The 18584-nt window shown below is 63.5% G+C and carries 19 protein-coding genes and 1 tRNA gene; 5 read left to right on the forward strand and 15 right to left on the reverse strand.

Going from position 1 to position 18584, the window contains the following annotated elements:
* Nucleotide 1 precedes the first annotated feature (1 nt).
* From H7687_RS03290 to H7687_RS03325, 8 genes are all read right to left on the reverse strand, one after another.
* Complete coding sequence (locus H7687_RS03290) at nucleotides 2-1708, reverse strand: sensor histidine kinase (RefSeq protein ID WP_183345070.1); 1707 nt, start codon at nucleotides 1706-1708, stop codon at nucleotides 2-4.
* Nucleotides 1709-1975: 267 nt separating this feature from the next.
* Nucleotides 1976-3106, reverse strand: a complete 1131-nt coding sequence (locus H7687_RS03295) for an ABC transporter permease (RefSeq protein ID WP_183345072.1) — start codon at nucleotides 3104-3106, stop codon at nucleotides 1976-1978.
* A 9-nt stretch (nucleotides 3107-3115) separates the two neighbouring features.
* Nucleotides 3116-4249 carry an ABC transporter permease gene (locus H7687_RS03300; protein ID WP_183345074.1) on the reverse strand — a complete coding sequence of 378 codons (1134 nt, stop codon included), beginning with the start codon at nucleotides 4247-4249 and terminating at the stop codon, nucleotides 3116-3118.
* A complete protein-coding gene (locus tag H7687_RS03305; RefSeq protein WP_183345076.1) occupies nucleotides 4246-5268 on the reverse strand; it encodes an ABC transporter ATP-binding protein in 1023 nt (340 codons plus the stop codon). The genes H7687_RS03300 and H7687_RS03305 overlap by 4 nt, the downstream gene beginning before the upstream one ends.
* The gene (locus tag H7687_RS03310) at nucleotides 5265-6278 is read right to left on the reverse strand and encodes an ABC transporter ATP-binding protein (RefSeq protein WP_246404549.1); all 1014 of its coding nucleotides are present in this window, start codon (nucleotides 6276-6278) and stop codon (nucleotides 5265-5267) included. The genes H7687_RS03305 and H7687_RS03310 overlap by 4 nt, the downstream gene beginning before the upstream one ends.
* A 1-nt stretch (nucleotide 6279) precedes the next feature.
* Nucleotides 6280-7278 (reverse strand): HlyD family secretion protein, encoded by a 999-nt coding sequence (locus H7687_RS03315; protein ID WP_183345078.1) that lies wholly within the window; start codon nucleotides 7276-7278, stop codon nucleotides 6280-6282.
* Nucleotides 7279-7296: 18 nt separating this feature from the next.
* Nucleotides 7297-8634, reverse strand: a complete 1338-nt coding sequence (locus tag H7687_RS03320) for a TolC family protein (RefSeq protein ID WP_183345080.1) — start codon at nucleotides 8632-8634, stop codon at nucleotides 7297-7299.
* Between the two features lie 23 nt (nucleotides 8635-8657).
* The gene (locus H7687_RS03325; RefSeq protein WP_183345082.1) at nucleotides 8658-9293 is read right to left on the reverse strand and encodes a TetR/AcrR family transcriptional regulator; all 636 of its coding nucleotides are present in this window, start codon (nucleotides 9291-9293) and stop codon (nucleotides 8658-8660) included.
* A 104-nt stretch (nucleotides 9294-9397) separates the two neighbouring features.
* Between H7687_RS03325 and H7687_RS03330 the strand changes: the two genes are divergently transcribed.
* Nucleotides 9398-9619 (forward strand): hypothetical protein, encoded by a 222-nt coding sequence (locus tag H7687_RS03330; protein WP_183345084.1) that lies wholly within the window; start codon nucleotides 9398-9400, stop codon nucleotides 9617-9619.
* A gap of 6 nt (nucleotides 9620-9625) precedes the next feature.
* On the opposite strand, the gene H7687_RS03335 is transcribed toward H7687_RS03330, so the two are convergent.
* Nucleotides 9626-9701, reverse strand: a tRNA-Asn gene (locus H7687_RS03335).
* 286 nt (nucleotides 9702-9987) lie between these two features.
* Here H7687_RS03335 and H7687_RS03340 point away from each other — a divergent pair.
* The 4 genes from H7687_RS03340 (at nucleotide 9988) to H7687_RS03355 (ending at nucleotide 14318) form a co-directional block, all read left to right on the forward strand.
* On the forward strand, nucleotides 9988-10617 hold the full coding sequence (locus H7687_RS03340) for a cation efflux transmembrane domain-containing protein (RefSeq protein WP_183345086.1): 630 nt from the start codon (nucleotides 9988-9990) through the stop codon (nucleotides 10615-10617).
* A 272-nt stretch (nucleotides 10618-10889) separates the two neighbouring features.
* Entirely contained in the window at nucleotides 10890-11318 is a 429-nt protein-coding gene (mscL, locus tag H7687_RS03345; RefSeq protein WP_183345088.1) for a large conductance mechanosensitive channel protein MscL, read from the forward strand.
* Nucleotides 11319-11346: 28 nt separating this feature from the next.
* Nucleotides 11347-12639, forward strand: a complete 1293-nt coding sequence (locus tag H7687_RS03350; protein WP_183345090.1) for an OmpA family protein — start codon at nucleotides 11347-11349, stop codon at nucleotides 12637-12639.
* Nucleotides 12640-12935: 296 nt separating this feature from the next.
* Nucleotides 12936-14318: an OmpA family protein gene (locus H7687_RS03355; protein WP_183345092.1), complete on the forward strand. Its 1383-nt coding sequence runs from the start codon at nucleotides 12936-12938 to the stop codon at nucleotides 14316-14318.
* Between the two features lie 147 nt (nucleotides 14319-14465).
* On the opposite strand, the gene H7687_RS03360 is transcribed toward H7687_RS03355, so the two are convergent.
* From H7687_RS03360 to H7687_RS03385, 6 genes are all read right to left on the reverse strand, one after another.
* Nucleotides 14466-15119, reverse strand: a complete 654-nt coding sequence (locus H7687_RS03360; RefSeq protein ID WP_183345094.1) for a hypothetical protein — start codon at nucleotides 15117-15119, stop codon at nucleotides 14466-14468.
* Nucleotides 15120-15208: 89 nt separating this feature from the next.
* A complete protein-coding gene (locus tag H7687_RS03365) occupies nucleotides 15209-15790 on the reverse strand; it encodes a putative metallopeptidase (RefSeq protein WP_183345096.1) in 582 nt (193 codons plus the stop codon).
* Entirely contained in the window at nucleotides 15787-16086 is a 300-nt protein-coding gene (locus H7687_RS03370; RefSeq protein WP_183345098.1) for a cytochrome C, read from the reverse strand. The genes H7687_RS03365 and H7687_RS03370 overlap by 4 nt, the downstream gene beginning before the upstream one ends.
* Nucleotides 16087-16280: 194 nt before the next feature.
* Nucleotides 16281-17057: an acyl-CoA dehydratase activase gene (locus H7687_RS03375; RefSeq protein ID WP_183345100.1), complete on the reverse strand. Its 777-nt coding sequence runs from the start codon at nucleotides 17055-17057 to the stop codon at nucleotides 16281-16283.
* 140 nt (nucleotides 17058-17197) lie between these two features.
* Nucleotides 17198-18181 (reverse strand): 2-hydroxyacyl-CoA dehydratase family protein, encoded by a 984-nt coding sequence (locus H7687_RS03380; protein WP_183345102.1) that lies wholly within the window; start codon nucleotides 18179-18181, stop codon nucleotides 17198-17200.
* Between the two features lie 5 nt (nucleotides 18182-18186).
* A complete protein-coding gene (locus tag H7687_RS03385) occupies nucleotides 18187-18525 on the reverse strand; it encodes a hypothetical protein (protein ID WP_183345104.1) in 339 nt (112 codons plus the stop codon).
* Between the last annotated feature and the right edge of the window lie 59 nt (nucleotides 18526-18584).

Genomic DNA, 18584 nt, shown 5'->3' on the forward strand with positions numbered 1-18584 from the left:
GTCAGCCTCCTAGTTCCATGAGGGGCAGGGTGATGTCGAGGCGGGCGCCGCGCTCGCTGGAGTCGATCACCAGTTTTCCGTTCAGGGCGTCGATGCGCTCCCGCAGCGTCACCGGGCCGCGCTTCAGGTCGCTCAACTGGTCCTGGTCGTAGCTGCCTTGGAAGCCGAAGCCGCGCCCGTCGTCGATCACGGTGATGCGCGCCCACTGGGCGTCGAAGCAGATCTCCGCGCGCAGCGTCCTTGCCTCCGCGTGGCGCACCGCGTTGATGAGCGCCTCGTGCACCACGAAGTAGATCTCGCGCGCCATGCTGCGCTGCAGCCGGGGCGCCGGTGTGTGGCAGGTGACGGAGCAGGCGACCTCCCACTGCCGCCTGATCCGGCCGGCGAGCTCCTCCAGCCGCTTGGCAAGCCCGAACTCCTCGGTCTTGCGCCGGGAGAAGAGCGGCTTCATGTCGTTGATCTGGGTCCTCAGGTCGCGCTGCTCGGCCGCCAGCAGCTGCTGCACCTGCAGGATGCTTTCGCGGGCGCCGGCGGGGTCGCTCTCCATCAGGCGGCTCACCGCCGCCAGTTGCAACCCCGCCCCCGCCAAGGACTGCAGCAGGCCGTCGTGCAGGTCGTGGGCCAGCCGCAGGCGCTCGTCGGCGGCGGCCCCCTGCTGGATCTGTTTCAAGAGCAGGGCGTGGTCGAGCCTGGCCGCGATCTCGTGGGCGACGATGCCGCCCAGGACCAGGTCGTCCGGGGTGAAGTGGCGCCGGTCCAGGGCGATCAGGTAGCCGGAGATTCTCTCACCGTCCAAGGGCGAGACGCACGCCGAGGTGACGCTGAAAGCGCGGACGATTTCCGGGTGCAGCGGTGCGCTGTGGCGCTGCTGCAAGCCGGCCAACGTGTTGCAGACCACGAGCCCCCGGCTCGAGCCGGCGTCGCGGGTGAAGAAGCTCGCCTGCTCCAGCCCTTCGGCCACGATCTCCCCGAAGACGCCCGGCTCCTTCCACTCGTAGCGGCATCCCTCGGCGGTCCAGCAGAGCAGGTGCAGCCACGGCTCGTCTTCCTCTTCCCACAAAAGGATCACCCGCGGCACTCTCAGTATGTCCGCGGCGTGGCCCAGCATCCCCTGGCCGTCCGTGCCCGGTTCCCGGGGGAGCGTTTCCCGCGGCCACTGGGACAGCATGGCGAGGATCTCCCGCATCGACTCTTCGTAGGCGCCCAGGTAGCCGAGCAGGCCGGCCACGACGGCGAGGTAGGCGATGCGGATGATGAAGCGGTTCAGCTCGAAGCTCTGGTCCAGGAGCAGGTTGGAAGGGTAGCAGGCGAGCAGGACGGTGATGGACATGGCCGCCACCGCGGTCCAGAGGGTGCCGCGCCACTGCCAGCGAAAGGTGGCGCAGACCAGGATGAAGATGAAGTAGACGAAGAACGGGCTGTTCGGCCCCGTGGTGAGGAACATGAGGCAGGCAAAGACCAAAAGGTCGATGCTGTGGGTGACCAGGTGCAGACGGGTCCAGCCGAAGGTCTGGCGCCAGGTGAGGGCGCCTATGACCAGGGAGTAGCCGAGATAGCCCGAGAGGATGCCGTAGGTGGTGGCCGCGTAGCGGGTCGGCTCGGACGGGTCGAGCCAGACGGCGAACAAAAAGAACGCGGAGAGGATGACGCGCCCGGTGGCGATCAGGTACTCTGCCCGGGATTTCGAGTGAAATGTCAGTCGCGTCATTTCGTTGCTCGTGTGGTGGAGGGGCGGCGGCCGACAGTTGCGCCGGTCACCGTCCTACGTGGTGTAGGAACCCGTTTTGGAGCGGCATTTTATACACCGGGTACGCGGTACGTCAACGATTTAGATGACATTTGATCGATGAGAGGTGGGAAACGTTTACCGGGGACTGGAACGGTGGATTATAGACCACCATTTACCGCACCAGGAATCCCGCCAGGCGTGGAGCAGGCTGGACGGCAGGGGGCGTGACGGTGACAACACGACAGATCATTCCAGTGACTTGCGGAAGCGGAGCACGCTCACGGTGAGCATGACTGCGGCGATGAGCGCCATGGCCGCCATCTGGGGCCAGAGCACCTCGAAGCCGACCCCTTTCAGGTACACGCTTCTCAGCACCACCTCCTGGTAGCGCAGCGGGTTCAGGTAGGTGAGGCGCTGCAGGAAGACGGGCATGCTGGAGATGGGGGAGCCGAAGCCGGAGAAGATGACGGCGGGCATGATGAAGAAGAAGCTGGTCACCATGGCCTGCTGCTGGGTCGCCGAGACGGTGGAGATGAAGAGGCCGACGCCGAGCATGCACAGGATGAAGCAGACGGTCCCGGCGGCCAGCACCAGGAAGCTCCCGGTGAGCGGCACGTGGAACCAGAGCGTCCCGGCCAGGCTGATCAGCGCCGTGTCCAGAAGGCCGATCAGGAAGAAGGGGATGGTCTTGCCCAGGATGAATTCGGTGCGTCGTATCGGCGTCACCATGATCTGCTCCAGGGTGCCGATCTCGCGCTCCCGCACCACGGCGAAGGCGGTCAGGGTGACCACGATCACCAGGACCAGGTTGCCGATCACCCCCGGCACGAAGAACCACTGGCTGCTCAGGTCGGGGTTGTACCAGGGGCGGCGCTCGACCACGATCTCGGGGAGGGAGGCCGCCAGGGCCGGGGCCTGCCGTTGCAGCGCGGCCGTGCGGAAGTCGCGGGCGAAGCCCTGGGCCACCTGGTTGACGTAGCCTAGGCCGACCAGGGCGGTGTTGGAGTTGCTGGCATCGACGATCACCTGCAGGTGCGCGGTCTCACCCTTGCCCAGGTCGCGCGCGAAGCCGGAGTTGACCTGCAGCGCCATGTTCACCTGGTCGCGGTCGATCAGGTCCGCGATCTCGCGCCGGTCGGCGATGCGGCGCACCTCGAAGTAGCGGCTCGCCTGGAAGCGGGACACCAGGTCGCGGCTCGCCTGGCTGTTGTCGTAGTCGACGATGGCGATCGGTACGTGCTTGATCTCCAGGGTCGCTGCGTAGCCGAACACCAGCGTCTGGATGATGGGCGGTCCGAACAGCAGGAACCTCGCCCTCTTGTCGCGGATGACGTGCAGGAACTCCTTGATCAGCATCTGGCGCAGGCGGCCCAGCATGTTTCCCCCTCAGGCGAGTTTCTTGCGGAAGACCCGCGTTGCCGCCAGTCCGAGCACGGCGGCGAAGATGGCCAGTCCCAGCAAATCCTGCCACATGGTCAGCACCGGCGATCCCTTCAGGAACACGTTGCGCAGGATGGCCATGTAGTAGCGGGCCGGCACGACGTGGGTGATGCCCCGCACCACCGCCGGCATCTGGTCGATGGGGTACATGAAACCCGAGAGCAGGAACGCGGGCAGGAAGGTAGCGATCAGCGAGACCTGGCTGGCGGCGAGCTGCGTCTTGGCCACCACCGAGAAGAAGTATCCCAGCGACAGCACCACGATCAGGAAGAGGAGGGTGCTCAGCAGAAAGACCCAGATGTGCCCCCGGAACGGGACGCCGAACCACCACACCCCCATCACGGCGCAGAGGCTCGTGTCGGCCAGGCCGATCACCACGTAGGGGGCCAGTTTGCCCAGCATGATCTCCAGCGGCGTCACCGGGGTCGAGATGAGCTGTTCCATGGTGCCGCGCTCCCACTCGCGCGCCACGGTGAGCGAGGTGAGGAAGGTCCCCACCACCGCCATGACCATGGCCACCACGCCCGGGACGATGGTGACCATGCTCTCCAGGTTCTCGTTGAACCAGGTCCGGGCGTCGACGCTTACTGGAAGGCGCGGCTGCCCCTGGCCGCGTCCCCGCAGCCATGCCAGTTGGAGCTGCTGGGAGTGCGCCTGCGCCACCGCCTCCGTGTAGCTCATCCCGAGGCTCGCGCTGTTGCTGTCGGTGCCGTCGAAGATCGCCTGCACGCTCACCTTCTGCCCCGAACGGAGCTTTTTCGAGAAATCAGGGGGGACTACGAGGCCGATCTGGCACCTCCCGGCGTCGATGGCGCTTACCAGTTCCGGATAGCTCTGCACCGTCTTGACCACGTTGAAGTAGACCGAGGCCTGGAAGCGCTTGACGAAGTCCTGGCTTTGCTGGCTCTTTTCCTGGTCGTAGACGTAGACCGGGATGTGCTTGGTGTCGAAGCTCACGCCGTAGCCGAAGGCGAACATCATCACGATGGGCATGGCGATGACGATGCCGATGCTGCGGGCGTCGCGCCGGATCTGGATCATTTCCTTGCGCGCCATGGCGCAGAGCCGGTTCCAGTTCATGGTTGTCCCTTCTCCCTGCCGGTTACGGTCCCCACGGTTTTATCGCCTTTATCCCTTTTATCCCCTTCATCCCTGTTCCCTTCGTTTCTGTTAAGACTGGTCAGCGACACGAAGACGTCCTCCAGGGTGGGGCGGATCTTCTCGATGCGGGTGACGGCGATGCCGCGCGCGGCCAGAAACTCCTGCACCTGCGGGATGGCCTGGTCTGCGGAGCCTACTACCAGGTGCAGCGCGTTGCCGAAGATGGCGGCGTCGGTGACCCCCGGCGCCCCTTGCAGCTCCTCCAGTGCCTTCCCCACCTGGTCGCATTCGACGAGCAGTAGATCCCCCGCCATGCTCTTTTCCTTCAGCTCCAGCGGGGAACCCGAGGCGACGATCCTGCCGCGGTCGATGAGCACCAGGCGGTTGCAGTATTCCGCCTCGTCCATGTAGTGGGTGGTCACGAAGACGGTGACCCCGTCGTCGGCCATGCGGTGGATCAGCTCCCAGAAGAGCCGCCGCGAGATGGGATCGACCCCCGAGGTGGGCTCGTCCAGGAAGACGATGGGGGGGCGGTGCAGGACGGCGCAGCCCAGGGCCAGGCGCTGCTTCCACCCCGCGGCGAGGGTGCCGGTGAGGAGCTGTTCCCGGCCGGCAAGCCCCGCCATGTCGATGGCCCAGTCGATGCGCTCTTTGAGTTCGGCCGCGGGGACGCTGTACATGCCGGCGAAAAAACGCAGGTTCTCGATCACCTTCAGGTCGTTGTACAGGGAGAATTTCTGCGACATGTAGCCGATGTTCTGCCGCACCCGCTCCGGCTCGCGCGCCACGTCCAGCCCGGCCACCAGCGCCTGTCCGGAGGTCGGCCGCAGCAGGCCGCACAGCATCCTGATGGTGGTGGACTTGCCGGCGCCGTTGGGCCCCAGGAAGCCGAAGATCTCGCCCGGGCGCGCCTCCAGGGAGATGTTGTTCACCGCGACGAAGTCGCCGAAGCGCTTCACCAAGTCCCGCACCACGACTGCCGGGGCCGCGCCGTTCATCGCCCGCCCCCTTGGTGCTCGCGGTCCTCAGTGTGCCCCTGGCCGCCGTGGTCGTCCCGGGCGTCCTGCCGGTCCTGGCCATGACCGCCCTGTACCGCCTCGACGAAGAGGTCTTCGATGGAGGGGGCTACCTGCTCGATGGCGTCGCAGGAGAGCCCGGCCGCGGCGATGCGGTTGCGCAGTTCCGGGATCATGCGCTGCGGGTCGCGCACCACCAGGTGCAGCCCGTCGCCGACGATCATCGCGGAAGAGATCCCCTCGATGCCGGCCAACAGGTCCCGGACCGGGCGCGGGTCGGCGCAGACGATGGAGAGGACGGCGCCGGGGAGGGACGCCTTCAAGTTGGCGGGGGTGTCGCAAAAGAGCATGCGTCCTTCGTGCAAGAGCGCCACGCGGTGGCAGCGCTCCGCCTCGTCGAGGTAGGCCGTGGTGGTGAGGATGGTGACTCCTTGGTCCAAGAGGGTGTAGAGGATGCGCCAGAAGTCGCGCCGCGACACAGGGTCGACGCCGTTGGTCGGCTCGTCGAGCAGGATCACCTCCGGGGTGTGGATGAGCGCGCAGACCAGGCCAAGTTTCTGCTTCATCCCGCCGGAGAGCTTGCCGGCCAGGCGCGAGCGGAACTCTGCCATCCCGGCGGCCTTGAGCAGTTCCGCGGAGCGCTCCTCCCGCTCGCGGCGGGGCACGCCGAAGAGGTCCGCGTAGAAGCGGATGTTCTCGTCCACGGTCAGCTCCTCGTAGAGCCCGAAGCGCTGCGGCATGTAGCTGATGTGGTGCTTGGCCGGCTCGGCGTCGCGGGTAAGATCGAAGCCGGCGACGGTGGCGCTCCCCTGGTCCGGGGCGAGCACCCCGGCCAGCATGCGCATGGTGGTGGTCTTGCCGGCGCCGTCCGGGCCGACCAGCCCGAAGATCTCGCCGCGCCGGACGGCGAAGGTGAGCCCGTCCACGGCGCGCACGCCGGGGAACGATTTGGTGAGCCCGTTGAGCTCTATGGCGTTCCCGGAGTCGCTCATGTCACCTGGCCGGCGCCACCGCGAGGGTCGCATCCGCCGGCATGCCCGGCTTCAGCTCGTGCCCGGGGTTCTCCAGCTCGATCTTGATGCGGTACACCAGGGTCACCCGCTCCTTGTGGGTCTCCACCGACTTCGGGGTGAACTCCGCCTGGGAGGAGATGAAGGAGACCCGCCCCCGGTAGCTCTTGCCCGGGTAGGTGTCCGTCTTCACCGTGGCGACCTGGCCCAGCTTGACCCGGCCCAGGTCGGTCTCGCTCAGGTAGCCGCGCATCCAGAGGTGGTCCAGGTCGGCGATGGTCGCCACCGGCGTCCCCGCGCTGAGCACCTCGCCCAGTTCGGCCTGGCGCACCAGCACCACCCCCGTGATGGGGGACTGGAGGGTGGTGTAGCCGAGCCTGATCTTGGAGAGTTCCAGCGCCTGGCGGGCCGAGCGGACCGCGGCGCGGTTGATGTCCACCTGCTCCTTGCGCACCCCCTCCAGCACCTGGTCGTAGTTCTGCTTGGCCCGCTCCAGGACGGCCTGGCTCCGCTTCAGCGCCGCGGCGGCGGTGTCGCGCACCTGCGCCGAGACCTCGTCCTTCTCGTACAGGGCCTGGTAGCGCTGCAGGTCGTGCTTCTTCAGCTCGTAGTCCGCCTGGGCGTCCAGCACCGACTGCTGCGCCGCCTTCTTCTCCTGGGGGCGGCTCCCGGCGGTGGCGAGGCCCAACTCCGCCTGGCGCGCGCCGACCGCCGCCTCGTCGATCTGCACCTGCTGCCGGTAGTCCCCCTGGTCCAGCCTGGCCAGGACGTCTCCCGCCTTGACCAGCTGCCCCTCCTCGACGGGGAGCTCCGTCAGCCGGCCGGGCACCTTGAAGCCGACCACGCTCTCGTGCGCCTCGATGTTGCCCGACAGGGTGATAGAGGTGGCCCCGGCGTCGTTTTTGGCGCGATGGGTGAAGAAGTATCCGGCGCCGATGAGCACGGCGACCAGCAGCAGGATCGGGATCACTTTTCTTTTCATGGGTGCGTCACCTCGCAGTTATTCGATGCCCAGGAACAGCCGGTACACCTGTTCCGTGTCGCCCAGGGCGCGGGCGAGCGTTATCTTCGCCTCGGCGTGCTGTGCCAGAGCGTTCAGCTCGTTGTCGCGAGCCCGCGCCAGCGCGTCCTGCGCCGTGACCACCTCGATGTTGTTGGCGATCCCGTTTCTGAAGCGGTCGCCGGCGTACTGCAGTTCGCGCTCGGCGAGCTGCGCCCCCTCCCGCGCAGTGGCCACCTGGTCGGTCGCCGACGTCAGGTTCAACAGTGCCGCGCGGATGTCCTGCTCCACCCCGAGCTTCAGGTCTGCGATCTGGCGCCGGTTGCGATCGAGGCGACTCTCCAGTTCCAGACGCTCCCCCTTGCGGTCGTAGTCGAACAGGTTCAGCACCATGTTCACCTGGAGCATGCCGGTCGGGTCGAGGTTGCTCATCTCCTGGCCGCTGGTGCCGTAGTTGCCGCTCACCACGATCTTGGGGAGGTAGCGCGAGCGGGACGCCTTGGCCTGCTCCTCCAGCGAGGCGCGCTGGGCAAAGAGCGAGCGGTAGTCGGGTCGGCTTTCCAGCGCGGCCTGGATCCCCTGCTCGATCTGCGGCGGATCCAGCGGTTTGAAGGAGAGCTGGTCGGTGAGGGTGATGGGGGTGCCCAGGTCGATGCCGACGCTGCGGGCCAGGGCGAGCAGGGCGAGCTGCGCGTTGTTTCCCGTCGCCAGCAGGTTCTGGCGGTCGTTGGCAAGCTGCACCTGGGCGCGCAGCACGTCCAGGCCGTCCGCCACCCCCGCCGCGCGCTGGTCTCGCGCCAGTTTCTCCAGCACCTCCGAGGTCTGCACCCGGCTGCGGGCCGTCGCCACCCGGGCCTGGGCGTAGGCCGCGTTCAGGTACTGCACCGTGACCAGGCGGATCACCTCGCCGCGCGCGTCCTGGTAGTCGGCGCGCCGCGCCTTCTGCTCCTCTTCGGCCGCCTTGATGGCGTGGTAGCTCTGCAGGTCGAGGACGCTCTGTTCCCCGTAGATGCGGAAGTCGTAGCTGGTGAAGGGACCCACCACGGCGGGGGAGTTGGGGAAGCTGATCCCCTGGGCGCGCAGGTTGCGGGTCTGCCAAGCGAAGGGGGTCTCGATGCGCAGGTGCGGCAGGTAGGCGGCAAGCCTGCGTTCCCGCGTCCCTTCCGCCTCGTCCATCCTGGATCTTGCCAGCACCGCGCTGAGGTTCGTCTTCAGGCCGCGGGTGATGGCCTGGTCCAGCGACAGCACAAGGGGAGGGGAGTCCTGGGCGAAAGCCTCCCTCCCCGCCAGGGCCAGCAGGAGGGATACGGTGAAAACTTTCAAGGTCTTTGCGATCATGGCGTGTCCTTTGTCGCCTGCTGCTATTTGGAGCGGGCCCCGTCCACGAACACCTGGATGCTCCGCTTCAGGTTCTCCTCCAGGGGGTCGACCGGGTCGAGGGACCAGGTGATCATGGTGCCGAAGATGATGCGCTGGAACGACTGCGCGATGCTGAACGCGTCGAGGTCGCTGCGTATCTCGCCCGACTGCTGGCGCCGCGCCATCACGGTGGCAAGCTGCCGGATGTTCCCTTCCATCGCCTCCGCCATCCGCCTCTGGACCGTCTCGTTGGCGAAGACGGCAGTCATCAGGCTCTGGATCAGGCCGGGGCTCTTTTCCTGCTCCATGGCCAGCGTCAAAGCCAGTTGCAACAAAAGCGGCGCGAGCGGGCGGTCCGAATCCCGGTTGGCGGCCACGAACTCAGCGACCCGCGCCATCTGCAGCTCCCGGTATTCCAGCAGGATGCTTTCCTTGTTGTCGAAGTAGTTGAAGAAGGTTCCCTTGCCCACGTCCGCGGCGGCGGTGATCGCCTCTATGGTGGTGGCGCTGAGGCCCCTTTCCGCGAAGAGGCTGAGCGCGGCGCGGAAGATCCGCTCCCTCGTTTCCTCGCTCTTTTTCGCCCTGCGCCCGGATGGCCGGCTTGGAGCGGACGGACTCTGCCCGATGACGTTGCTCATCGCGATTCTCCTTAACTTGACTGATGGTCAGGTATGACTATAGGTCGAGTTAAAGAACCTGTCAAGCGGTTGAAGCGTAATGTTGTGAGCCGGGAGGAATGGAGATGGATATGGAAGGGGGAGATGGATATGGAAGGGGGAGATGGATATGGAAGGGGGAGATGGAAGGGGAAGGGGGAGATGGAAGGGGAAGGGGGAGATGGAAGGGGAAGGGGGAGATGGAAGGGGAAGGGGGAGATGGAAGGGGAAGGGGGAGATGGAAGGGGAAGGGGGAGATGGAAGGGGAAAACGAAAAAAGGGTCGCAGCTGGCGCTGTGACCCTTTGAATAATTTGGCTCCCGAGGTAGGACTCGAACCTACGACACACGGATTAACAGTCCGCTGATCTACCGACTGATCTACTCGGGAATATTGGTTTCTTCGCCCCTGTGCCGCGAAGAGATTACGTGTATAGCATAGCGGTTTTTGGCTGTCAATAATATTTCTGCAGCTTCTTGCACCCAATCTGTCATTTTTCGATGTCGTCAAAACCACACTTGTTAGAGTTTCGCAGAAACCATTACTTGCATTGCCGGACCCATTGACGGTGTTGGAAAAGTGAAACCGCGGCCGTGCCGGCCGTTGACTTTCCATGCGCCTGCACGATATATTCAAAACTCGCGATACATTCAGTTGCAGCCCCAAAGGACCTCCGATGACCAGGGAACTCGACAAGCTCTACCGCACAGCGGCGCTCCTGGCGCTGATCACCATCCTGTACAACATCCTTGAAGGCGTAGTCTCCGCCTGGTTCGGCTTCGAGGACGAATCCCTGGCGCTCTTCGGATTCGGCCTGGACTCCTTCGTCGAGGTCATCTCGGGGGCCGGGATCTGGCACATGGTGCGCCGGCAGCGCGAGAACCCGGACCAGGCCCCGGACGAGTTCGAGCGCGGCGCGCTCAGGATCACCGGCGGCGGCTTCTATCTCCTGGCCGCCGGCCTCCTGCTCACCGCCGTCTACGACGCCTTTCACCGCCATGCTCCCACCACCACCTTCTGGGGCATGGTGGTTTCCTGCGTATCCATCCTTTCCATGTGGCTTTTGATCCAGCAGAAGGTGAAGGTGGGAAAGGCCCTCGGCTCGCAGGCCATCCTCGCCGACGCAGCCTGCACCAGGGTCTGTCTCTACCTTTCCGTCATCCTGCTCGTCTCCAGCGCCGGTTATTATCTCACCGGCATCGGTTGGCTCGATGCCGCAGGCGGCCTCGGCATCGGCTGGTTCTGCTTCAAGGAGGGGAAGGAGGCCTTCGACAAGGCGAAAGGCATCCCCTGCTCCTGCAGTTGAAGCTCTCCTGGTTAGCCGGTGGCTAACCCCGTTCCCCTTCCTCCCCTTCCACAGCAACATCTCCACGTCCCCCCCTAAACCAGAGGGGGCTGCCATCCTGCACCCTGAATACCGGGAGCATCTACAGTCCCGTAACGCGCGCTACCGCAATGCCTCCCCTTATTGCCGTCGGCAAAAAGGGAGCGCTTTGTTGCGCATGGGGGGGACGGGTGGTAGTGTTCTTAATGTGTACTGCCGGGACGTGATACTAATTGGGAGGAGGGAACGCTGAAATGCTTGAGGAATTCAAGAAGTTCGCTGTCAAGGGTAACGTGCTCGATCTCGCCATCGCCGTCGTGCTAGGGGCCGCCTTCGGCAAGATCGTCACGTCTTTCGTCGCCGACATCATCACGCCGCCCATCGGGAAGCTGCTCGGCAACATCGATTTCGCCTCGCTGTTCATCAACCTCTCCGCCACGCCGGTTCGTTCCGTGGCCGAGGCCAAGGCGGCCGGCGTGCCGGTCATCGCCTACGGTCTTTTCCTCAACGCCGTCTTCGATTTCATCATCATCGCCTTTGCCCTGTTTCTCGTGGTGCGCCAGATCAACAGGCTGATGCCGGCGCCTCCTCCCCCGGTCACCACCAAGGAATGCCCGCGCTGCTGCACCATGATACCGATCAAGGCGACCCGCTGCCCCAACTGCACATCCGAGCAGGAGTGAATTCTGAAATTACACAGGAGGTAACCAGATGAACAAGAAAGTGCTGTTTCTTCTCGCACCGGCCTTGCTGCTGGGCGTCCACACCGCCGCCCGCGCCGAGGTCAAGGCGGAGAGCTTCTCCCTGTCCCCCTACATCGGTGGGTACACCTTCATCGGCAAGGATCGCCTCGAGACCATGCCGGTGTACGGTCTGCGCGCCGGCTACAACCTCAGCAGGCACTTCGGGCTGGAGGCGGTCTTCGACTACGTCAACACGGAAGGGAAGAAAAACAGCGGCATCGGGGATGGCGTGGACGTGTACAACTACCATCTCGACGCACTTTTCCACCTGATGCCGGAGTCCCAGCTGGTGCCGTACCTCGCCATGGGCTTTGGCGGGCAGTCGAGGAATTACCCCAATGGGGCCGACGCCGATCACTCCACCTTCAACTACGGCCTGGGAGCGAAGTACTTCCTGAAGGACGCCCTCGCAATCAGGGGCGATGTACGCCACCTGATGCCGATGGGAGACGGCGAGCGGCTCCACAACCTGGAGTACACCGTGGGGATGGACTTCATCTTCGGCGGCGTCAAGGAAGCGCCCGTCGCCGTGGCAGCCCCCGCTCCCAAGCCGGAGCCGGCTCCCGCACCCGTCGTGGCGCCTCCGCCCCCCGCTCCCCCGACCGACCAGTTGTCCGTGGCGCCTGCCTCGGTCACCCAGGGAGAAAGGGTGACCCTGTCCTGGAGTTCCAGCAACGCGACCTCGTGCGTGATCGAGCCGGGCATCGGCCCGGTGCCGACTTCCGGCTCCATGACCGTCACTCCCGCCCAGAGCGCCGACTACACCCTCGTTTGCAACGGCGCCGGCGGAACGGCCAAGAGCTTGGCCAGGGTCGACGTAGTCGCTCCGCCCCCGCCCGCCCCGGCGCCCGTCGTGGCACCGCCTCCGCCTCCGCCTCCGCCGGTGGTGGTCCCGGTCCCCGAACCGGCCAAGCTGTGCAAGCCCGCGGTGATCAACATCAAGTTCGACACCAACAAGTCCGACATCAAGCCGCAGTACCACGATGAACTCAAGGCCGTGGGCGCATTCCTCAAGGAGTTCCCCCAGGCGAAAGGGACCATCGAAGGGCACACCGACAACGTGGGCAACAAGGCGGCCAACATGAAACTGTCCCAGCGTCGCGCCGAGAGCGTGCGCAACTACCTGATCAAGAACTTCGATGTGGCCCCCGACCGTATCAAGGCAGTCGGTTACGGCCCAACAAAGCCCGCGGCCAGCAACAAGACCGCTGCCGGAAAACAGCAAAACCGCCGTATCGAGTCCAACTTCAGTTGCGACTAGAACGAAACTGACCAGCAACAGAAAAAGGCGCTCCTGTCCCGCAGGAGCGCCTTTTTAAATTTTCCCTTCTCTCTCTTTCAGCGCATCAGTTTCTTGCGCCGCGGTAAATGAGTGGTAGCCTTTGCGATGTATTTTTTTCGGGCAGCCACAATGCCAAGGTGGCGCGAGCAACTGCTCGCAACAAAAGTCCACTCTGTCTCGCCTCACCTTCAGTTGCATCAGTATGACCGCGCTGCGCGGACGCTCGCCCCAATTCATTGCTTACAGTGAAGCCTAAACAACATAGGAGGTGTCAGATGAAAAAGTACCTGCTGTTGCTTGTTCTGGTTCCCGCATTGTTGTTCACGCTGCTCCCGCAGGCCCACGCCGAGATCAAGGCACAAAGCTTCTCCCTCTCACCCTTTGTAGGCGGCTACAGCTTCATCGGCAAAGAGCACCTGGAAACCGCTCCCGCTTTTGGCGTGCGCGGCGGCTACAACGTCACGCGGCACTTCGGACTGGAGGCGGTCTTCGACTACATCCCCACCGAAGGCAAGAGGAACAGCAACATAGGCGACCTCGACGCGTACAACTACCATCTCGACATGCTGTACCACTTCATGCCGGACAGCCAGTTGGTCCCCTACGTGGCGGCCGGCTACGGCGGGCAGTCCCGTGAAGCCGCCGGTCCGTTCGAGACCAGCCGTCCCGCCTTCAATTACGGCGCGGGCGTGAAGTACTTCATCACCGACGCGGTGGCGCTCAGGGGCGACCTGCGGCATCTCATCCTCAGGGAAGACGGCGAGTCGTTCCACAACCTCGAGTACAGCCTCGGCGTCGATTTCGTCTTCGGCGGCGTGAAGGAAGCGCCCGCGGCGGTGGCCAAGCCGGCGCCCCCGGTGGCGCAACCGGCGCCCGCCGAGGAGCCGCCCCTGGAGGCGGTCCCCGCAGCTGAGCCGACGCCTGGTCACTACAAGTACTGCGTCACCCTGCACGGCGAGTTCGACATCGACAAGGCCGCCATTCGTCAGGAGGACAAGGAGCAGATCAAGCCGGTGTGTGAATTCATGAAGCAGTACCCGACCACCACCGCCGTCATCGAGGGACACACCGACAGCGTGGGGACCGCCGAGTACAACCTCGATCTTTCCAAGCGCCGCGCGCAGGCCGTCGTCGATTACATGGTCGCCAACTGCGGCATCGACCGCTCCCGTCTCGAGGCCCGCGGCTACGGTCTGGCGCGCCCGGTAGCGTCCAACGCCACCGACGAGGGGCGCCAGGCGAACCGCCGCATCGAGGCCATCATCGACTGCGCCTTCGACGTGAAGGAGGTGAAGCCTCCCGAGCGCCTGTGCATGGCCCTGGTGGTAGAATTCGACACCGGCAAATCGGACATCAAGCCGCAGTACAAGGATGAAATGGCCAAGGTCGCCGATTACATGAAGAAGTACCCGACCACCACCGCCATCATCGAAGGTCATACCGACAACGTCGGCGGCTACGAGTACAACATGAAACTGTCCCGCGAGCGCGCCGAAAGCGCGGTGCGCTACCTGGTGGAGAACTTCGGCATCGAGAAGAGCCGCCTGACCGCCAAGGGGTACGGCTACACCAGGCGGGTCGCTTACAACAGCACTGCCGAAGGCCGGGCCAAGAACCGCAGGATCAACGCCATCATCGACTGTGTGGTGACGAAGTAAACTAGATTAAGACTAAGGTTAAGACTAAGAAAACTTGGCAGTAGCTAATCACCAGCGTAATAAAAAAAGGGGAGGCCGTATGGCTTCCCCTTTTTGCTGCTCTGGTCCTAGTCTCTATCTCTATCTCTATCTTAATCTTAGTCTGTTTTACCCTATCTCTTTCGCGATGAAGCGCTGTACGCCGCGCAGCATCTCGTCCACGTCTGCGGTGCGGTAGCGCTCCCCTTGTCCTGCCAGGAAATCCGCCTTCATGTAGCACCAGTCCTTGACCCGCTGGTAGGTCCCCACCTGGTAGGCCTTCGCACGGTAAAGCGCCTCGTTCATCTCGTCGGTGCTGCCGGTTGGCATCCCCTTGTTGACGCAGATGAGCATCAGCACCTGCTCCAGCAGCACCGAGGCGAGGATGCAGGCGGTGTGGTTGTCGCCACGCTTCAAAAATTCGGAGGTCCGTCCGCCCAGGTACTCCAGCACCGCATGGTCCAGGAACAGGCCGATCTCGGTCAGGCCTCCGGCTTCGTACTCCGCGCGGGCCGACTGCACGATGGCGCGGCAGTTGTCGAAGCTTTCCTTGTAGGTGATGTTGATGATCTTGGAGTAGATCGATTGAAAGTTGCGGTAGTAGGCGCTTTCCTCGCCGAAGATCTGTTGCAGAAGACTAAGCGCCGAGTTGGCCCAGTCCTGGAACAGCTTGGAATCGACGGTCGCGGCGATGTCGTTGATCAGCTGCGAAGAACTCACCTTTTTCGCCTTCTCGGCGAGCTCCTCGAATTTGCGGGTGACGGTGTAGTCCAGTTTCAGCATGACGTCTTACCCCCCTTTGGGGTCTGCGGTTCTGTGGATGCCTGCCAAGTTATAGTTTTGCCAGTGAAAAGTCAAGAATGGCTTGTTCATTAAGCGGGCGTGATGCTGATGCGGGGGGCCTGCAGGCGACGGGCCACGATGGCGCTGTGCCGCGAGCGCAGGACCGCCAGGTTTCCCTCCAGGAAATCCAGTGCAGACGGGTCCGGGATGGCAGCCAGGTAGCGGTCCACCAGTTGTCCCATCAACAGGTTGTAGGCCTTGGTGGAGGAGCCGTGGGCGTAGTTGCGGCCGGGGAAGCGGCGGATGTCGCCGTCACAGGCAGGGGAGATGTGGTACAGCTCGTGGAAGATGGTGATCAGCTTCTCGCGGAAAGAGAGCTCCAGGAAGCGGGGGACCAGGAAATAGATGACGTAGAGCATCTCCTCGCCGCGGTGGGTGATGCTGGGCATGGTGCACAGGACGCTGCGCCTGCCGCGCCGGGCCTTGACCGAGCGTTCTCCGCCGGCAAAGCGCAGCGGGTGGATCTTGGCGAGGCTGCCGCCGCGGGTGGTCCTGCCGCTGGATACGCAGACCAGCAGCTTTTCGGGGATGATGTGGTGCAGTTCCGGGGAGCGGAGGGTGATGTCGTAGATCAGCCGCTCCAACTCCCCGGTCAGGTTCAGCGTGGTCATTGCACTCCGGCGAGCTTGAGCTTGTGGCAGAACAGGCAGCGCATCGGCCCGTCCTTGGGTTTCACGGGGTGTTTGGCAGGGAAGGGGACGCCGCCCGGATTGGTGTTGTGGCAGGCGGGGCAGCCCTTGTCCGCCTCCATCTTGCTGCCGGTCTTCTTGAACAGCTCGTAGGAAGGCTTGTGGGTGTCGTCCAGGGGGACGCGCTTGGTCTTTTCCTCGCCGGAAATGACGTAGAAAATGATGAAAACGGCAGCTATGATGCCGATGAAGATCCAGTCTTTCTTACCAATTTTCATGTGCCCTCCAAGGATCAAATCTAAGCGGCGAGGTTAAACGGGCCGCAGTCAAAATTCAAGCGAAAACTGCAAACAGCGGGAAACCAATTTTTAACGCAAAGCCGCAAAGCCGCAAAGAAAATCCGAGAGGTTCAAAACCAATATTTTGTTTTTGCCGTCTTTGCGCCTTTGCGTCTGTGCGTTGAAATCAGCTTTTAGGGGTTTGCCGCGCAGCCGATGGCGCCGTTGTGCTGCGGGTGCTTCGGTATCACGATCTCCATGCCGCACTGCCCCTTCAGCAGGTCCACCATGGCCCCATTGAGTGCTACCCCGCCGGTGATGACCAGGGTGTCGGAGGGAAAGCGCTTCAGCATCGGCATCACCCGCTTCACCAGGGTCAGGTTGACGCCGGCGCAGAGCCTGGCAACGGGATAGCCGCGCAGGATCTGGCCGATCAACTCGCTCTCGCCGAAGATGCCGCAGGTCGCGTCCAGCGCTACCGGTTCCTCCGAGTGGGAGGACAACTCGTCCAGGCTCACCTCGAGGACCGCCGCCATGTTCTCCAGGTAGCGCCCGCTGGAGGCGGCGCACTTGTCGTTCATGACGAAGTCGGTGAGCCGGCCGGCCACCACCTGGGCCACCTTGGTGTCCTGGCCCCCCATGTCCAGCAGGGTGAAATTGGCAAGGCCGGTCTGGGTGCGCGCACCGGCGACGTGGGCCTTGATCTCGGAGATGACGCGGGCGCCGTGCAGGTTGATGCTGTTGCGGCCGTAGCCGGTCACCGTGATCTGCGCCTGCGCCAGTTCCTCGGCACTGAAGATGCCGCTCCCCAACAGATCGAGTGACAACTCGTCGTTGACGATGCTGCCGTACTTCTTGTAGAAGGCGATGGTGTCCAGGTCCGCCAGCCTGACGATCTCGTCGCCGCGCATCAGTGCGAACTTCGCCTTCCTGCTCCCCAGATCGATTCCTATCTTCAAAGTGTCTGACACCTGAATCTCTTCTCCTGTCATTGCCTGCCGCCCAGATACTGTTCAAGACGTATCCGGTGCGGTTTTATCTTGTGGCGCTGCTTGCCAATTGCAGATGCCATTGTATATTTGGTCACGGGTTTGGCACAGCCGAGGGAGTTTTAACTGCGCTCCTCGAGCAATTCCAGAAACCCTTCCAGCCTGATCTTCGTCCTGGCGTCTACATCACCCGGCTTGTCACCTTCGAGCGTCAGAATGGGGAGCTTGATGCTCTTTCTGAGCACCATATCCTCGATCTGCCTGAAGCAGAAAGATTGCACATAGTGGATCACCCCGTCCACCTTACGTTTCTCCAGTTCACGGCTGATATCGCCGATCCGGTGGAAGATGTCGTAGGGGTAGCTGTAGGCGCGGTACTGCTCCACGAGGTCCTGGATGCCGTAGGGCATGGAGAACTGCCGCTGGGTCTCGTTGAAGACCACGCGGGCACCTACCTCCTCGACGAAGTCATAGAGTCCGGCAACGATAGGGGGGACTCCCAGGTAGGCCAGCCTGATCCGCTCCTTGCGCTCGGGCCTTTGCGCCGCCTGCGCGAGAAAGGCGTCCACCTCGGCCTCGAAGGCCTCCAGGTCGCCGTTCATGTCGGAGGTGCAGACCTGGAAGTAGTGGTTCTCCTCCCCCGTGACCCGGTTCTCCTGCCAGGTGAGGCGGTCGATCTCGTGCACCTTCGCCCTAATCCGGTCCAGGCGCGTTTTCGCCTCGCCCACCTCGGCCCAGCCGACGCCGAAGACGGACATGAGCTTCTCGATTTCCGCCTTGAGCGGTCCGGCCTCACGGCCAGCCGGGTAGGCGAAGGGATAGACCCGCACCCCGTTCAGCGACAGGACCTCCATCAGGGCCTTGGTGTAGCTGCAGTCCCCTTCGGTGACGGCGATCATCTCCTTCACGCCGCTGGCGACCACGGCGCCGTAGATACCCTTGATCCAGGCGCAGACGTTGCGGGGGAAGCCGGTGAGTTCGGCATCTTCTATCAGTGTGGCTTTTTCGGGATAGGTGATGAAGACGTTGTTGAGATCGATGGGGACCACATTCGCCGCGACCAGCACTTCCAGCGGGATGGTGGTGGTAAAGCCTACTCTGCGCAAAAGTTCTACTCCGTCTTGATGAAATACAGATAGATGAGGAACGCCCCGATGGCGAGACCGCCGAAGGCGAAGGGAAGGGTCGAAGAAACGTTCAGCGAGTCGCCTTCCGCCGGCATGGTGTAGCGAATCAGGAGCAGTAATGAAATGGTGGTGAAGAGGGCCGCCAGAACGAATTTCGATCTCACCACCACCGCGTAGAAGGCGACGATCAGGAAACCACAGACGATCCAGGGGTTGGAGAGTGCGGCCTTCACGGTGAGGTGCCGGGCGAAATCTACCAGGTGGGCCGTCTCGAACGGCGAAAGCTTTTCGGCAGTCTTTTCTAGTAGCTGAGACTTATCCATGAGTTCTCCTAACAACGGCTAGATTATATGCATATCGGCGCATTTAGCAAGAAGTTAAA

This window comes from Geomonas paludis (genome assembly GCF_014193585.1).
GTDB lineage: Bacteria > Desulfobacterota > Desulfuromonadia > Geobacterales > Geobacteraceae > Geomonas > Geomonas paludis.

Excerpts from the sequence above, each read along its gene's own strand:
- H7687_RS03290 (WP_183345070.1), bottom strand. The coding sequence starts at position 1,708 with ATGACGCGACTGACATTTCACTCGAAATCCCGGGCAGAGTACCTGATC.
- H7687_RS03295 (WP_183345072.1), bottom strand. The coding sequence starts at position 3,106 with ATGCTGGGCCGCCTGCGCCAGATGCTGATCAAGGAGTTCCTGCACGTC.
- H7687_RS03300 (WP_183345074.1), bottom strand. The coding sequence starts at position 4,249 with ATGAACTGGAACCGGCTCTGCGCCATGGCGCGCAAGGAAATGATCCAG.
- H7687_RS03305 (WP_183345076.1), bottom strand. The coding sequence starts at position 5,268 with ATGAACGGCGCGGCCCCGGCAGTCGTGGTGCGGGACTTGGTGAAGCGC.
- H7687_RS03310 (WP_246404549.1), bottom strand. The coding sequence starts at position 6,278 with ATGAGCGACTCCGGGAACGCCATAGAGCTCAACGGGCTCACCAAATCG.
- H7687_RS03315 (WP_183345078.1), bottom strand. The coding sequence starts at position 7,278 with ATGAAAAGAAAAGTGATCCCGATCCTGCTGCTGGTCGCCGTGCTCATC.
- H7687_RS03320 (WP_183345080.1), bottom strand. The coding sequence starts at position 8,634 with ATGATCGCAAAGACCTTGAAAGTTTTCACCGTATCCCTCCTGCTGGCC.
- H7687_RS03325 (WP_183345082.1), bottom strand. The coding sequence starts at position 9,293 with ATGAGCAACGTCATCGGGCAGAGTCCGTCCGCTCCAAGCCGGCCATCC.
- H7687_RS03330 (WP_183345084.1), top strand. The coding sequence starts at position 9,398 with ATGGATATGGAAGGGGGAGATGGATATGGAAGGGGGAGATGGATATGG.
- H7687_RS03340 (WP_183345086.1), top strand. The coding sequence starts at position 9,988 with ATGACCAGGGAACTCGACAAGCTCTACCGCACAGCGGCGCTCCTGGCG.
- mscL (WP_183345088.1), top strand. The coding sequence starts at position 10,890 with ATGCTTGAGGAATTCAAGAAGTTCGCTGTCAAGGGTAACGTGCTCGAT.
- H7687_RS03350 (WP_183345090.1), top strand. The coding sequence starts at position 11,347 with ATGAACAAGAAAGTGCTGTTTCTTCTCGCACCGGCCTTGCTGCTGGGC.
- H7687_RS03355 (WP_183345092.1), top strand. The coding sequence starts at position 12,936 with ATGAAAAAGTACCTGCTGTTGCTTGTTCTGGTTCCCGCATTGTTGTTC.
- H7687_RS03360 (WP_183345094.1), bottom strand. The coding sequence starts at position 15,119 with ATGCTGAAACTGGACTACACCGTCACCCGCAAATTCGAGGAGCTCGCC.
- H7687_RS03365 (WP_183345096.1), bottom strand. The coding sequence starts at position 15,790 with ATGACCACGCTGAACCTGACCGGGGAGTTGGAGCGGCTGATCTACGAC.
- H7687_RS03370 (WP_183345098.1), bottom strand. The coding sequence starts at position 16,086 with ATGAAAATTGGTAAGAAAGACTGGATCTTCATCGGCATCATAGCTGCC.
- H7687_RS03385 (WP_183345104.1), bottom strand. The coding sequence starts at position 18,525 with ATGGATAAGTCTCAGCTACTAGAAAAGACTGCCGAAAAGCTTTCGCCG.